Source organism: Microbacterium sp. BG28, from assembly GCF_034044005.1.
Taxonomy (GTDB): domain Bacteria; phylum Actinomycetota; class Actinomycetes; order Actinomycetales; family Microbacteriaceae; genus Microbacterium.
Window position 1 is genome coordinate 211216 of the sequence record NZ_JAXCHA010000002.1, and the last position, 14569, is coordinate 225784.

A 14569-nucleotide genomic window follows, 5' to 3' on the forward strand; every position below is an offset into this window, starting at 1 on the left:
GCCGCTCACACCGGGTCGGCGAGGCGCAGATCGATATCGAGACCGAGGTCGAGACCCCGGGCCGCGTGCGTCAGCGCACCGACGGAGATCACGTCGACACCCGTCTCCGCGATCCGGCGCACGGTGTCGAGCGTGACGCCGCCGGAGGCGTCGACGATGGCGCGACCGGCGATCTGCTCGACGCCCCGGCGTAGGTCGTCGATCGAGAAGTTGTCGAGCATGATCGTGCCCACACCCGCGGCGAGGACCTCGTCGATCTGGTCGAGGCGGTCGACCTCGACCTCGACGTGGGTCGTGTGCGGCAGGCGCGCCAGCGCCTCCTGCAGGGCTTGCGTGACGGGGACGCCGGAGGCGGCGAGGACGGCGAGGTGGTTGTCCTTGGCCATCACCGCGTCCGACAGGCTGAACCGGTGGTTGTGGCCGCCGCCGCTGACCACCGCGTGGCGCTCGAAGGCGCGGAGCCCCGGCGTGGTCTTGCGGGTGTCGGCGATCCGCGCGCCCGTGTGCGCGACTTCGGCGACATAGGCCGCCGTGAGAGTCGCGATTCCCGACATCCGCTGGACGAAGTTGAGTCCCACCCGCTCGGCCGTGAGCACGGAGCGTGCGGGGCCGGTGACGGTGGCCAGGGCCGTGCCGGGCTCGAACCCGTCGCCGTCGGCGAGGAGAAGTTCGACGCGCGTTCGAGGCTCGACCAGATGGAAGGCGGCGGCGAAGACGGCCCCGCCGGAGAACACGCCGCCTTCGCGGGCGACGAGGGATGCGGTGGCGACCGCATCCGCGGGGATGAGCGTCTCGCTCGTCACGTCGCCCCAGGGGGCGTCCTCGTCGAGTGCGGCCGCGACGACGCGGTCGATGGTGGCGGATGTCAGCATGCCTCGGCCTCCTGGGCGATGGCGGCGGCGACCGGTGCGCCGTCGCGGCGGAAGTGGGCGCCGACCGAGACGGTGCGCCGGCGTGCCGCGGCGACGAGGTGCTCGGCGACCAGGAGGAGGTTCGCGTCCTCCTGCGCGGGAACGCCCTGCGTGGCGGGCGCCGCGCGGCGCCATGCAGCGATGACGGATGCGGCGTACGCCAGACCCGCCTCGTCGCGCTCCAGTCCCGCGTGATCCCAGAGCAACTGCTGCAGGCCCGCCCGGCTGAACGCGGGCGCGTCGCTCGCGGGTTCGGCAGGTGTCGCCGGTGCTGTGGCGGGGAACACGGCCGCCCTCGCGGGATCGGCGAGCAGGGCCGCTGCCGCGCGCGCACCGAACACGGCGCCCTCCAGCAGCGAGTTGGACGCCAGGCGGTTCGCGCCGTGGACACCGGTGCGCGCCGTCTCGCCGACGGCGAAGAGTCCGGCAACGCTCGTGCGACCGTCGAGATCGGTCAGGACCCCGCCCATCAGATAGTGGGCGGCCGGGGTGACCGGCACCGGAGTCGTCGACCAATCGATCCCGCGTGCGCGCAGTGCACGGTCGATCGTGGGGAAGCGGGCGGCGAGGGCTTCGGCGCCGCCGAGGCCCGTCGCATCCAGCACGACGGGGATCCCGGGCTGGGCGGCGGACTGCCGCGCGATCGCGCGAGCGACCACGTCGCGGGGCGCGAGCTCGCCGTCCGGGTGCGCGTCGAACGCGAAGCGGCGGCCGGCCGCATCCCGCAGCACGGCGCCCTCGCCTCGAACGGCCTCGGACACGAGGAACGGGTTCTGGCCGTCGAAGGCGGTGGGGTGGAACTGCACGAACTCCAGGTCAGCGACGGCGGCACCCGCGCGGATCGCGGCGGCGATGCCGTCGCCGGTCGCGACCCAGGGGTTCGTGGTGTGGGCGTACAGCTGGCCCGCGCCGCCCGTGGCCAGCACGACGGCGTCTGCGGGAATCCTCTCGCGTCGGCCGGTCGCATCGACCACGTCCACGCCCGACACCCTTCCCGCCTCGAGAACCAGATCGGCGAGGAACGTATGTTCGCGCACGATCACGTCGCTGTCTGCGAGCCGGGCGAGCAGGGCGGCTTCGATCGCCGCCCCTGTCGCATCGCCGCCGGCGTGGAGCACGCGGGGTGCCGAGTGGGCGGCCTCCAGGCCCCGTCGCAGCTCGCCGGAGCCGTCGCGGTCGAACGGTACGCCCGCGGCCAGCAGCGCACGGATCGTGTCACCGCCGGCGTCGACGAGAACCCGCACGGCGGTCGGGTCGTTCAGGCCCGCGCCCGCGGTGAGCGTGTCGTCGAAGTGGGCGTCGGGGGAGTCGCTCGCCGCGGTGACGGCGGCGATCCCGCCCTGCGCGTGCGCGGTGCTGCCCGCATCCGCCGCGGCTTTGGTGATGAGGACGACCTCGGCCCCGTTCTCGGCCGCCGCGAGCGCCGCCGTGAGCCCGGCGATGCCGCTGCCGACGACGATCGCTCTCATGCCGCGCTGCCGGAGGGCTTGGCGGCCAGCATCCGCTCGAGGGCGACACGAGCCGGGTCGGCGACGGAGGCGGGCACGGTGATGCGGTTGAGCGTCTCGCCCGCGACGAGACCTTCCAGCACCCAGGCGAGGTAGCCGGGGTGGATGCGGTACATGGTCGAGCACGGGCAGACGACCGGGTCGAGGCAGAAGATCTCGTGCTGCGGGTACTGCGCGGCGAGGCGCTGCACCAGGTTGATCTCGGTGCCGATCGCGAACGTCGTGGGCTCGGTGGCCGCGGCGATGGCCTTGCGGATGTAGTCGGTGGAGCCTGCCTCGTCAGCGGCGTCCACGACGGCCATCGGGCACTCCGGGTGCACGATCACGCGGACGCCGGGGTGCTCGGCGCGCGCCTTGTCGATCTGGTCGACCGTGAAGCGGCGGTGCACCGAGCAGAAGCCGTGCCAGAGGATGACGCGGGCGTCGGCGAGCGTCCGCTCGTCGCTGCCGCCGAGCGGCTTCGTCGGGTTCCACATCGGCATCTGCTCGAGCGGCACGCCCATGGCCTTCGCGGTGTTGCGTCCGAGGTGCTGGTCGGGGAAGAACAGCACCCGACGGCCCCGGGCGAAGGCCCACTCGAGCACGGTGCGCGCGTTGGATGAGGTGCAGACGATGCCGCCGTGGCGTCCGACGAAACCCTTGATCGCCGCGGACGAGTTCATGTAGGTCACCGGTACGACCGGCACGAGGCCGTCGGCATCAGGGGTGTCCATGTCGCCGTAGAGCTCCTCCAGCTGCTCCCAGCACTCCTCGACCTGGTCGATGTCGGCCATGTCGGCCATGGAGCATCCGGCCGCCAGGTTGGGGAGGATGACGGCTTGCTCGGGCTGCGAGAGGAGGTCGGCGGTCTCGGCCATGAAGTGCACGCCGCAGAAGACGATGGCCTCGGCGTTCGGGTGCTCGAGTGCGGCGTTGGCGAGCTGGAACGAATCGCCGACGTAGTCGGCGTGACGCACGACCTCTTCTCGCTGGTAGAAGTGCCCGAGCACGACCACGCGGTCGCCCAGAGTCTCCTTCGCGCGTCGGATGCGGGCATCGAGTTCGTCGTCAGTGGCATCGCGATAGGCCGCAGGCAGCATGCCTTGACGCGGGGACCCGGTGGGGATCACATCGCCCATCGAGGCGCCGGGCCCGTATCCGGGGCGTGCGTCGAAGTCCCACGGGCCCGCCGCGAGGTCGGTGTTGCAGGTGGACCCGGATCCTGCGCCCGAGACGATCGCCTGGATCTCGTGATCGACGGACGGATCGATGGGACGCGGCTGGATGCTCAGCGTCGTGCTCATGTCGTGCTCGATTCGTGACTTCGCGGGCGGCCGAGCGGGCCGCGATCGGCCAGCTCGACGTCCTGGTTGTAGCGGTACAGCCGTGCCGGCCGGTGACTTCCGGTGCGGAACGACTCGGTGGGGATCAGGGTGTTGCTGTTCTCGACCTGCCGGCGGAAGTTGGCGGGGTCGAGCTTGCGGTCCAGGATCGCCTCGTTGACCTCGCGCAGATCCGCGAGGGTGAAGGCGTCCGGGAGCAGGCCGTGCGCGATGCGGCTGTAGCCGACCTTGTTGCGCAGTCGCCACAGGGCGTAGTCGACGATCGCGTTGTGGTCGAACGCGAGGGGCGGAAGATCGGTCGCCGTGAACCAGTCGACGTTCTCGGGCGCGTCCCCCGCGGCCGCGTGCGCGGCGCTCTGCGCGTCGACCTCGTCGGAGCGCAGCAGCGCCCAGTAGACGATCGAGACGACGCGACTGGGGGAGCGGCCGATGTCGCCGAACGCATAGAGCTGCTCGAGGTAGCTCGCGCTGAGGCCGGTCGTCTCGGCGAGCGTGCGAGAAGCCGCCTCATCGAGGTTCTCCGCAGCGTCCAGCCAACCGCCCGGCAGTGCCCACAGGCCCTCGTGCGGATCGCGGGTGCGTTTGACGAGGGGCAGGACGAGCCGGGGATTCTCGTCACCGTCGCGCCGCAGGCTGAAGATCACGGTGGACACCGCCACGCGCGTCTCGGCGGACTCGGCGTCGGCGGTGTCGGGAGAGGGGCTAGTTCGTGTCATGGTGACCTTAACTCGTGACGATCTTAATGTCATCGCGACCAGAAGCAAAATCCGTCGCCGTCACCGCGGGCTCGCGGCGCCCTGTCAGCGCGTCCGCTTACGCTGACCGCATGCCGCCGATCGTGATCGACATCCTGCTGGTCGTGGTGCTGGTGATCGTGCTGATCCAGGGATGGCGGCGGGGCCTGCTGGCAAGCGTCGGGACCATCGCCGGACTCGTGCTCGGGGCGATCGCCGCGTGGTGGCTCGTGCCTGTCGTTTCCCGCTGGGTCCCGGACGCCGCCTGGCGCGGCTGGGCGGCGCTCGGTGTCGCCGTGGGGCTGCTCGTGGTCGGAGCATCGCTCGGCGCAGCGCTCGGCCGTGCGCTGCGGCGCGGAGCCACCCGCATCCGGCTACGAGGGATCGATCGGGTCCTGGGAGCCGGGGCGATGACGGTCGTCGCGGCCCTCGTGCTCTCGCTGGTCGGACAGAGCGTCGCCGCCCTCGGCATCCCGTTCGTGTCCTCCGCCCTCGCGTCGTCGGGAGTGCTGCGCACGATCGACACGCTGACCCCGCGCCCCGTCGACGAGGCCTTGGCGCAGGTGCGATCGAGCGTCCTAGACGACGGGCTCCCGCAGTTGGGGGCGCTGTTCGGAGAACTCACCGCCCCGAGCGAGGTGGCCCCGCCCGTCGACCTCGACGACCCGGCCCTGAGCGCGGCCGCCCAGTCCGTGGCGCGCATCGCCGGAACGGCGTACTCCTGCGGACGCAACCTCACCGGGAGCGGCTTCGTCGTGGCGCCCGACCGCGTGGTGACCAACGCCCACGTGATCGCCGGCGTCGAGCGTCCGATGGTGGAGCTGCCGGGGCGCGCGGCGCGCGAGGGACGCGTCGTGTACGTCGACGCCACGGCGGACCTCGCCCTCATCGCGGTGGACGACCTGGATGCGGCGGCGCTGCCGATGGGCGCCGATCTCGGTCCCGGCGCCGCGGCCGTGGTGCAGGGCTACCCGTACGGCGGCCCGTTCACGATGGGCAGCGCCACGGTGCAGACCGTCGGGGTGGTATCGGTGCCCGACATCTACGACCAGGGACGCGATCAGCGCGAGGTCTACGCCCTGGCGGCGACGGTGCGCCCCGGCAACTCCGGAGGACCGCTTCTCAATGCTTCGGGCGAGGTCGTCGGCATCGTCTTCGCGCGCGCCGACGACGGGTCGGAGGTCGGCTACGCGTCGACCGCGAACGAGCTCGCCCCGCTCGTGCAGGCGGCGCCCACCCTGACGGATGCCGTCGGCTCGGGCGCCTGCGTGCCCTGATCGCCCGCGCGGGCGCGGCGGGCTATGCTGGCCCGACAACGTGAATATCGGCCCCACGACCGGTGCGGGAGAGCCTCGGAGATCTTGTCCGAGCACCGAAGGAGCAAGCCTCCCCGCCAATCTCTCAGGTACGCGTACCGCCCCGGTCGGGCGACTCTGAAAAGCGATCCTCGCGGATCCGCCGACGGTGAAAGATCGCGCTCCGCGCGTTCGAAACTCTCAGGCCCATGACAGAGGGGGAGTTCTCAGGCCCTCGCCTACCCGCATCCACCGGGAGAACTCATGACCGATCGTCGCTCCACCCCGCTCCGAGACCGCCACGAGGCGGCCGGAGCCGCCTTCACCGACTTCGGGGGATGGCTCATGCCCGTGCGCTACGGGTCCGATCTCGCCGAGCATCGTGCCGTGCGCGAAACCGCGGGTCTCTTCGACATCTCGCACATGGCGGAGTTCCTCGTGACCGGCGCACACGCGGGGGCCTTCCTCGACTACGCGCTCGCCGCACAGCACTCGAGCATGCGGCTCGGAAAGGCGAAGTACTCGCTCGTGCTCGCCGCAGACGGCGGCATCGTCGACGACGTCATCGTCTACCGTCTCGCCGACGACTGGTTCATCGTGATCGCCAACGCAGGCAACCACGATGCGGTGGCCGTGGCGCTGGGCGACGCGCGCTCATCCTTCACGCCGCCCGCTCCCGCCGTGGCCGCCGACGGATCGTTCGGCTTCATGGCGGGCGTGCACGTCACCGTCGAGGATGTGTCGGACGAGTCGGCACTGCTGGCCCTCCAGGGGCCGGCGGCGATCGCGGTGCTCGAGGCGCTGCCGGGGCTGGAACTCGCCGAACCCGCTCGGCGCCAGGGCGATGCGCCGACGCCGTGGAGCTTCGACGACCTCGGCTACTACAGCGTGCGCGCGGCGGACTTCGCCGGGCAGTCCGTGCTGATCCTGCGCACCGGCTACACGGGGGAGGACGGCGTCGAGCTGCTCGTGCGCGCGAGCGCGGTGGGAGAGCTGTGGGACGCCCTTCTGGAAGCGGGTGCGCCTTTCGGTCTGATCCCCGCCGGCCTCGCCGCGCGCGACACCCTGCGCCTCGAAGCGGGGATGCCGCTGTACGGGCATGAGCTGAACCGCGACGTGCGGCCCGCGCAGGCGGGCCTCGGACGCGTCGTCGCCGCCGACAAGGGCGCCTTCATCGGCAAAGGGGCCACCGAGCCCGCGGCCGATGCGCGTGTTCTGGTCGCCCTCGTCTCCGAAGGCAAGCGCGCGGGGCGCGCGGGCTATCGGGTCCTCGACACCGAAGGCGGCGTGGTCGGCGAAGTCACGAGCGGCGCGCTCAGCCCCACTCTCGGACGCCCGATCGCGCTCGCCTACGTCGACCGCGACCGGAGCCGCATCGGCACAGACCTGTTCATCGATGTACGCGGCACGCGAATCCCCGCGACCGTGACCGAACCGCCCTTCTACCGGAGGAAGAAATGACCGTCGATCCCACCACGCTGTCCTACACCGCAGAGCACGAGTGGGTGCTGATCGAAGGCGGCGTCGCCACCTTCGGCATCACCGACTACGCCGCCGAGCAGCTCGGCGACGTCGTCTTCGTGGACCTTCCCGCGATCGACGCGCCCGTCGTCGCCGGGCAGGTCTGCGGCGAGATCGAGTCGACGAAGTCGGTCGGAGAGCTCTACGCCCCTCTCAGCGGACGCGTCATCCAGGTCAACGGCGAGGTCGACTCCGACCCTTCGCTCGTCAACGCCGACCCCTACGGCGCGTGGCTCGTGCGCATCGAGCTCGACGGCGAGAGCGCACCCCTGCTCGACCGCGCCGGATACGAGGCGCTCATCGAGGGCGCCGCGTGAGCGTTCCCTTCACTGCACGCCACATCGGCACGGATGCGGCCGCCCAGCGGCACATGCTCGATGCGCTGGGGTACGCGAGCATCGATGCGCTGGTTCGGACGGCGGTTCCCGCATCCGTCCACGCGACCCCGCACGCCACCAGCAGCATCCCGGACGCGGCCACCGAGGCCCAGGCTCTGGCAGAGCTGCGCGCGCTCGCCGATGCGAACCGTCCGGCCCGCGCGATGATCGGCCTCGGTTACTACGACACGTTCACGCCCGCGGTGATCGCCCGCAACGTCTTCGAGAACCCGTCCTGGTACACCGCCTACACGCCCTACCAGCCCGAGATCTCGCAGGGCCGGCTTGAGGCGCTCATCAACTTCCAGACGATGGTGACCGACCTCACCGGCCTCGCCACGGCGGGCGCGTCCATGCTCGACGAGGCGACGGCCGTCGTCGAGGGGATGCTGGTCGCGCGCCGCGCCTCGACGTCCGCGTCCGACGTCTTCCTGGTCGACGCCGACGCGCTTCCGCAGACCAAGGCGCTGCTTCACCATCGCGCCGCCGCGGTCGGCATCGAGATCCGCGAGTTCGACACCCGCACCTGGGACTCGGGCGCCGCATCCGACGCCGTGTTCGGCGCCTTCGTGCAGTATCCGGGCGCGAGCGGCCGTGTGTGGGATCCGACCGAGCTGGTCGCCTCCGTCCAGGCCCAGGGCGGTTTGGTGGTCGTCGCGGCCGACCTGCTCGCGCTCACCCTTCTGCGCTCGCCGGGGTCGTTCGGTGCCGATATCGCCGCGGGGACCACGCAGCGTTTCGGCGTCCCGCTCGGCTTCGGCGGACCCCACGCCGGGTACCTCGCCGTGCGCGCGGGCCTCGAGCGTCAGCTTCCCGGACGCCTCGTCGGCGTCTCGCAGGATGCGGCGGGCAATCCCGCCTACCGGCTCGCGCTGCAGACGCGCGAGCAGCACATCCGCCGTGAGAAGGCCACCTCCAACATCTGCACCGCGCAGGTGCTGCTGGCAGTGATGGCCGCTATGTACGCGGTCTACCACGGCCCCGAGGGCCTGCGTGCGATAGCGACGGATGTGGCCCGCAAGGCGCAGGCGCTCGCCGAGACGCTGCGCGCAGGCGGGCTCGAGGTCGTGCACGACGCGTTCTTCGACACGCTGCGCGTCGTCGTGCCCGGCACGGCCGAGCGCGTCATCGAGCGGGCCCGCCGCCGCGGCTACCGGCTCTTCTTCGCGGACGAGGCGACGGTGGGGATCTCGGTCGACGAGACGACCACGGCCGCCGACATCGCCGCCGTGGCAGCCGCGTTCGGGCTGCCCGACGAGACCGTGATCGACATCGAATCGGCGGTGCCCGTGGCCGGCGTCGCGGCCGATCTCCACCGCCGGGACGAGTTCCTCACGCATCCGGTCTTCCACGCGCACCGCTCGGAGACCGCGATGATGCGCTATCTGAAGACGCTCGCCGACCGCGACTACGCCCTCGATCGCGGCATGATCCCGCTCGGCTCGTGCACCATGAAGCTGAACGCCGCCACCGAGATGGCCGCGGTGTCGTGGCCCGAGTTCTCCCGCGTGCATCCCTTCGCGCCTGAGGCAGACGTGCGGGGGACTCTCGCGCTGATCGAGCAGCTCGAGACTTGGCTCGCCGAGGTCACCGGCTACGACGCGGTTTCGCTGCAGCCCAACGCCGGCTCGCAGGGGGAGCTGGCGGGGCTGCTCGCGATCCGCGGCTACCACCTCGCGAACGACGAGGCGCAGCGCACCGTGTGCCTCATCCCGTCGTCGGCGCACGGCACGAACGCCGCATCCGCCGTGCTCGCGGGGATGCGGGTCGTCGTGGTCGCCTGCGACGAGGCGGGCAACGTCGACCTCGAGGACCTGCACGCCAAGATCGCGCAGCACGCCGACGAGCTGGGCGCGCTCATGATCACCTATCCGTCCACGCACGGCGTGTACGAGCACGAGGTGCTCGCCATCACGCAGGCCGTGCACGATGCGGGCGGGCAGGTGTACATCGACGGCGCGAACCTCAACGCGCTCCTCGGCTTCGCGCGGTTCGGCGATCTCGGGGGCGATGTCTCGCACCTGAACCTGCACAAGACCTTCGCGATCCCGCACGGCGGTGGCGGACCGGGCGTCGGCCCCGTCGCGGCGAAGGCGCACCTCGCGCCCTACCTCCCGTCGCACCCGCTCGCCCAGCGCGCCGACCACGCGGGCGGGTTCGTGTTCGAGGGCGGTCCGGTGTCGGCCTCGGCCTACGGCTCCGCATCCATCCTGCCGATCTCCTGGGCCTACGTGCGGATGATGGGAGCCGCGGGGCTGGGTGAGGCCACGGGTGCCGCCGTGCTGTCGGCGAACTACATCGCGCACCGGCTGAAGGCGCACTTCCCCGTGCTGTACGCCGGCGACGCCGGGCTGGTGGCCCACGAGTGCATCTTGGATCTGCGTCCCCTCCGCGAGCGCACGGGGATCACGGTCGACGACGTCGCCAAGCGGCTCATCGACTACGGCTTCCACGCGCCGACGATGTCGTTCCCCGTCGCGGGCACGCTCATGGTCGAACCCACCGAGTCGGAGGACCTCGCCGAGATCGAGCGCTTCATCGAGGCGATGATCCAGATCGCCGCCGAGGCGGAGCAGGTCGGCGCCGGGCGCTGGCCGGCAGCGGACAACCCGCTCGTGAACGCCCCGCACACCGCGCAGTCGGTCATCGGCGGCGAGTGGACGCATCCGTACTCGCGTGAGGAGGCGGTGTATCCCGTTGGTTCGCTCGTGCGCACGAAGTACTGGCCACCCGTCCGTCGTATCGACAACGCCTACGGCGACCGCAACCTCGTGTGCGCCTGCCCGCCCCCGGAGGCTTTCGCCTGACGCGCGGATGCCCTTCCTCCTCGCCCAATACCGTCCCAAACTCCCGCGAGACTGCATTTCGAGCACGAGATCACTGGGTTTACCCGTGATCTCGTGATGAAGATGCAGTCTCGCGGGACGGAACGCGCCCGTGTAGGGGGGGCGCGGTCAGCGTAGGACGCGGGCGAGGGCGTGCAGGGCCAGCGCATCGGGTGCGCGCTCACGACGGACACCTGCCACATCCAGGATTGCGCCGAGGCGTTCCGGCTCGCGCACGTCGGCCCACCCCCAGCGTGCGAAGCCGTGGACCCGACGACGGATGCGGTCCTCCCGCCGTTTCTCGTCTTGCACCGCACGCACGGGATCGCCGAAGCGCCCGTCGTACTTGAGGAGGCCATCGGCTTCTCCGACGGCTCCGATGTCTGGCCAGGCGAAGTCGGCGCGGTCGGCGACGGCCCCGCCGCCGCGCACCAGCCACTGCAGTTCGGGCGTCGCGAAGCCCAGCCACTCGATGACGGCCCGGCTGAGCGATTCGAGTGTCGTCTCGGCGCGCGGATCCGCGCGATGCAGTGCCCACCGCGCGAGCCGACGGCCACGGCTCGAGGGGGCGAGCTCGTTGTGCGCCACGAGGATCTCCGGCGTCAGGTCCGGATGCGCGCGCAGCGTGGCGTCGGCGACACTCAGGCCGAGCGCAGGGTTTCTCACCCGCGCCAGCGCTACGGCCGTCTCGATGGGGCCCGTCGTGAGTATGCCGCCCTCGCCCGTGACCTCCGCGCCGCCCTGGCGCGTGTGGACGCGGACCCTCTCGGCCTGGCGCGATGTGCCGTCTGCGCCGCGGAGGACGTGGACCTCTGCGCTTTCGCCGATGAGCGGGATGCCGCGCAGTGCCGCGGCCGATTCGAGCGCGAAGACCGCATCCGGCATCAGGAGCGCCACGGCGTGCACGCGGGTGAGGTAGCGATCCCAGGGCGGAAGCGCCTGCCACGCGATCGCGGGGGCGTATACGCCGCGGTGCACGCGCACGATGTCGCCGCGTCGCAGCGAGACATCGGGGCGGTGCATGTCGTGCGCGCGCAGCAACGGCGCGGGAGAGGGGAGCAACTGCGCGCCGGTGCGCAACGGAATGGGCTGGGTCATCGCCCCACCGTGCGCGCATGGGCGGCTCCCGCGCGCGGCGCCTCTCGCATCCGTGTGCAACACTCCGCGCCGCCGCGGCTGTGCAGGCCCGGCCGTCGGGGCACCCGCTCACCACGGCAACGGCGCCCCCACCGCGCGTTGATCCCGCGAGACTGCATTCTCAGCACGAGATCACTGTCATTACCCGTGATCTCGTGCTCGAAATGCAGTCTCGCGGGGAGAGGGCCAGGGGCCAGGGAGGGGCGCGGGGAGAGCGAGGCGGCTAGAAGATCCCCGGCCAGAGGGACGCCACGAGGGGGTAGCCCACGAAGGCGAACACGTCGATGAGGGTGTGTGCGACGACGAGGGGCATCACCCGTCCCCAGCGCCGGTAGCACCAGCCGAACACGACGCCCATCGCGAAGTTGCCGACCACCGAACCCACGCCCTGGTAAGCGTGGTAGGCGCCGCGCAGCGCCGCTGTCGCGAGGATGATGGACCACCAGCCCCATCCGAGACGGCGCAGGCGGTCGAAGAGGTAACCGAGGAAGATGACCTCCTCGGTGAGGCCGGCGCGCGCGGCCGAGAGCAGCAGCAGCGGCACGGTGTACCAGGCCGCGTCGAGCGGAGAGGCGACGACGCCGACGGTGATGCCCGCGAGGCGTCCGGCCACATAGAGGGCGATCCCGGGGATGCCGATGATCGCGATCAACGCGACGCCGAGCCCGAGATCGCCGCCGAAGCGACGGAAGTCGAGACCGATCCGTCGCAGCGCGTTGGTCCCCGGTTCCCAGAGCAGATACACGACGAGTGCCACGAGCGCGAGCGAGAAGAAGATGTCGAGCAGCTGGTACAGCGCGTCCCAGAGCGCTTCGGTGTCGCGCGCCGGGTTGAGCTGCGTCTGCTGCGCGGAGATCGCCTGGTTCTCCTGCAGCGAGCGCTGCAGCGTGCGGATGAAGGAGAGCACCGAGTACAGCGCGGACTTGCCGACGGTCACGGCCAGCACGAGCCAGATCTCCCACCGCACGCGTGAACGGTCGAACCCTGTCGCACGCGGCGGATCGAAGACCCTCACGGTGCGCCAGAACGGATCGCGCGCGGGCAGGGTCGTCATCCGCTCAGCTTGGCATAGTGGATGCGGACCGGTCCCGCTTCCGGAAGCGCTCAGATTGCGCGCATAGGGTGTCTGCGGCTTACGCATACGACCGCGCGCGGCATCACGGCCGCCGCTGAGAAGGAGGACGGATGCGGCGTCGCGCGCTCGTGACCACTCTGGCTCTGATCGGCCTACTGGCGGGCGTGGTGGTCGGTTGCTCGGCCGAGGAGAACCACGTCCTACCGGGCTCGTCCCTGACCGTCGCCACCGCCGCACCCGTCACCTCGCTCAATCCGTTCGTGCGGGGGCAGGACACCGCTGCCGATCGCGACCTCTCGGCGCTGACGTCGGGCAGCTTCTGGCAGCGGGAGGCCGACGGCACCCGCTCTGCGAACGAACGGTTCGGCACCGTCCGGGTTCTCACGCGCGACCCGCTCACCGTCCGGTACACGCTCGACGCCTCGGCGACCTGGTCAGACGGCGCGCCGGTCGATGCCGCGGACCTGTTGCTCACGTGGGCGGCGCGTACGACGCACCGCACGGACGCCGCGGGCGAGACGCGCTGGGATGCAGGCGCCGGAGCCGGCCAGGGCCTCGACCTCGTCTCGCAGGTGCCCGAGATCGGCGACGACGAGCGCAGCGTGACCCTCGTCTACGACACGCCCTACGCGGACTGGCAGATCGCCTTCGACGCGCCGCCCGTCGCCGCTCACGCGCTGGTCGAACTCGCCTACCCGGGGCGCTACGAGGATGCGGCGGCGGCGAAGACCGCGTTCACGGATGCCGTCCGGACCGGCGACCTGGACTGGCTCGCGCCCATCTCGCTCGCCTTCCGTGAGGACTTCCGTCTCGACGGCGACGTCCCGGATGCGGCGCGGATCACAGCCGGTGCGTACGACATCGCGCGCATCGCCGACGACGGCCGATCGATCGATCTCGCCGCCGCCGAGCGTCCCAGTGTCGCGCGCGTCGAGCGGGTGCGGGTGCGCGCGATCCAGGACCCGGCCGAACGCGTCGCGGCCGTTGCCGGCGGGGCAGTGGATCTCGCCGCCGCGCCGGCCGACGAGGACCTCGTCGATGCAGCGGCCGCTGCAGGCGGCTCCCGTGTGTCAGCGGGGGATGCCTTCGACCACTTGGATCTGCAGACAGCGGGCGGGGGAGTGTTCGACCCCGCGTCCTACGGCGGGGATGCGGATCGCGCGCACCGCGCCCGCACCGCGTTCCTGACCACGGTTCCGCGAGAGCAGATGCTGGACGACCTCGTGCACCCGCTGCTCGCCGACGCGCCCCTGCGGCAGGGCATGATCCGCGCCGGGGGGCCGCTACCCGCCGCGTCGCCCTCGTCGACGCCCGAAGGGGCGACCCCGCAAGCGACGGATGTGGCCGGACTGACCGTTCGTGTGCTCTACCCGGCGGGTGACGCGCGCCGGGCCGCGGAGTTCGCCCTCATGTCGGAGTCCGCGTCCCGTGCGGGCGTCACCCTCGTCGATGTCTCCTCGTCCGACTGGATGCGTGTGCTGCGTGACCAGCCGGACGCGTACGACGCCGCCCTGTTCGCCTGGAGTCCCGACCCCGCGGCAACCGTGGGGGCGGCAACGGTGTTCCATACAGCGGCGGCGCAGAACGTGTACGGCTGGAGCGACGAGGAGGTCGACGCCCTGGTCGTCGACGCGTCCTCTGCCCTGGACCGCACGCAGCGCGATGAGCTTCTGTCCCGACTGGATGAAGCCGTGTCCGATGAGGCGTGGGCGCTGCCGCTGTTCGCGGTGCCGCAGCTCACGGTGTGGTCCGACGCGCTCGCGGCGCCTCCGGCCGAGGTGTCGGGCGACCGCATCCTCGCCACTTTCGCGACATGGCAGCCCTCGTCCGATGCTCCGATAGCGAACCAGGAATAGTTCCGGCC

11 protein-coding genes and 1 riboswitch are annotated in these 14569 nt (G+C 71.5%); of the genes, 5 read left to right on the top strand and 6 right to left on the bottom strand.

What is annotated here, in order from left to right; all coding sequences use genetic code 11:
• Window positions 1-5: 5 nt before the first annotated feature.
• From nadC to SK224_RS06670, 4 genes are read right to left on the bottom strand one after another with little or no spacing between them, the layout of a single operon-like run.
• Entirely contained in the window at window positions 6-872 is an 867-nt protein-coding gene (gene nadC, locus SK224_RS06655) for a carboxylating nicotinate-nucleotide diphosphorylase (RefSeq protein WP_320433972.1), read from the bottom strand.
• Window positions 866-2380: an L-aspartate oxidase gene (gene nadB, locus SK224_RS06660; RefSeq protein WP_320433973.1), complete on the bottom strand. Its 1515-nt coding sequence runs from the start codon at window positions 2378-2380 to the stop codon at window positions 866-868. The genes nadC and nadB overlap by 7 nt, the downstream gene beginning before the upstream one ends.
• Entirely contained in the window at window positions 2377-3702 is a 1326-nt protein-coding gene (nadA, locus tag SK224_RS06665; RefSeq protein WP_320433974.1) for a quinolinate synthase NadA, read from the bottom strand. Before nadA ends, nadB begins: the two co-directional genes overlap by 4 nt.
• Window positions 3699-4457 carry an NUDIX hydrolase gene (locus tag SK224_RS06670; RefSeq protein ID WP_320433975.1) on the bottom strand — a complete coding sequence of 253 codons (759 nt, stop codon included), beginning with the start codon at window positions 4455-4457 and terminating at the stop codon, window positions 3699-3701. The genes nadA and SK224_RS06670 overlap by 4 nt, the downstream gene beginning before the upstream one ends.
• A gap of 110 nt (window positions 4458-4567) precedes the next feature.
• On the opposite strand from SK224_RS06670, the gene SK224_RS06675 reads away from it, so the two are divergent.
• From SK224_RS06675 to gcvP, 4 genes are all read left to right on the top strand, one after another.
• Window positions 4568-5752 (top strand): MarP family serine protease, encoded by a 1185-nt coding sequence (locus SK224_RS06675; protein WP_320433976.1) that lies wholly within the window; start codon window positions 4568-4570, stop codon window positions 5750-5752.
• A 55-nt stretch (window positions 5753-5807) separates the two neighbouring features.
• Window positions 5808-5902: riboswitch (glycine riboswitch) on the top strand.
• A 132-nt stretch (window positions 5903-6034) separates the two neighbouring features.
• A complete protein-coding gene (locus SK224_RS06680; protein WP_320433977.1) occupies window positions 6035-7231 on the top strand; it encodes a glycine cleavage system aminomethyltransferase GcvT in 1197 nt (398 codons plus the stop codon).
• Window positions 7228-7608 (top strand): glycine cleavage system protein GcvH, encoded by a 381-nt coding sequence (gene gcvH, locus SK224_RS06685; protein ID WP_137417423.1) that lies wholly within the window; start codon window positions 7228-7230, stop codon window positions 7606-7608. The genes SK224_RS06680 and gcvH overlap by 4 nt, the downstream gene beginning before the upstream one ends.
• Window positions 7609-7661: 53 nt before the next feature.
• Complete coding sequence (gene gcvP / locus SK224_RS06690; RefSeq protein ID WP_413816784.1) at window positions 7662-10475, top strand: aminomethyl-transferring glycine dehydrogenase; 2814 nt, start codon at window positions 7662-7664, stop codon at window positions 10473-10475.
• 147 nt (window positions 10476-10622) lie between these two features.
• Here gcvP and SK224_RS06695 read toward each other — a convergent pair whose 3' ends face one another.
• Both SK224_RS06695 and SK224_RS06700 read right to left on the bottom strand, forming a co-directional pair.
• Window positions 10623-11591: a hypothetical protein gene (locus SK224_RS06695; RefSeq protein WP_320433979.1), complete on the bottom strand. Its 969-nt coding sequence runs from the start codon at window positions 11589-11591 to the stop codon at window positions 10623-10625.
• Between the two features lie 262 nt (window positions 11592-11853).
• Window positions 11854-12684, bottom strand: a complete 831-nt coding sequence (locus tag SK224_RS06700) for a CPBP family intramembrane glutamic endopeptidase (RefSeq protein ID WP_320433980.1) — start codon at window positions 12682-12684, stop codon at window positions 11854-11856.
• A 131-nt stretch (window positions 12685-12815) separates the two neighbouring features.
• Between SK224_RS06700 and SK224_RS06705 the strand changes: the two genes are divergently transcribed.
• On the top strand, window positions 12816-14561 hold the full coding sequence (locus SK224_RS06705) for an ABC transporter substrate-binding protein (RefSeq protein ID WP_320433981.1): 1746 nt from the start codon (window positions 12816-12818) through the stop codon (window positions 14559-14561).
• Window positions 14562-14569: the final 8 nt, after the last annotated feature.

What these genes read in the sequence shown, in the direction of transcription:
- SK224_RS06670 (WP_320433975.1), bottom strand. Translation starts at nt 4,457, where the DNA reads ATGACACGAACTAGCCCCTCTCCCGACACCGCCGACGCCGAGTCCGCC.
- SK224_RS06695 (WP_320433979.1), bottom strand. Translation starts at nt 11,591, where the DNA reads ATGACCCAGCCCATTCCGTTGCGCACCGGCGCGCAGTTGCTCCCCTCT.
- gcvH (WP_137417423.1), top strand. Translation starts at nt 7,228, where the DNA reads ATGACCGTCGATCCCACCACGCTGTCCTACACCGCAGAGCACGAGTGG.
- SK224_RS06675 (WP_320433976.1), top strand. Translation starts at nt 4,568, where the DNA reads ATGCCGCCGATCGTGATCGACATCCTGCTGGTCGTGGTGCTGGTGATC.
- nadB (WP_320433973.1), bottom strand. Translation starts at nt 2,380, where the DNA reads ATGAGAGCGATCGTCGTCGGCAGCGGCATCGCCGGGCTCACGGCGGCG.
- SK224_RS06700 (WP_320433980.1), bottom strand. Translation starts at nt 12,684, where the DNA reads ATGACGACCCTGCCCGCGCGCGATCCGTTCTGGCGCACCGTGAGGGTC.
- SK224_RS06680 (WP_320433977.1), top strand. Translation starts at nt 6,035, where the DNA reads ATGACCGATCGTCGCTCCACCCCGCTCCGAGACCGCCACGAGGCGGCC.
- SK224_RS06705 (WP_320433981.1), top strand. Translation starts at nt 12,816, where the DNA reads ATGCGGCGTCGCGCGCTCGTGACCACTCTGGCTCTGATCGGCCTACTG.
- gcvP (WP_413816784.1), top strand. Translation starts at nt 7,662, where the DNA reads ATGCTCGATGCGCTGGGGTACGCGAGCATCGATGCGCTGGTTCGGACG.
- nadC (WP_320433972.1), bottom strand. Translation starts at nt 872, where the DNA reads ATGCTGACATCCGCCACCATCGACCGCGTCGTCGCGGCCGCACTCGAC.
- nadA (WP_320433974.1), bottom strand. Translation starts at nt 3,702, where the DNA reads ATGAGCACGACGCTGAGCATCCAGCCGCGTCCCATCGATCCGTCCGTC.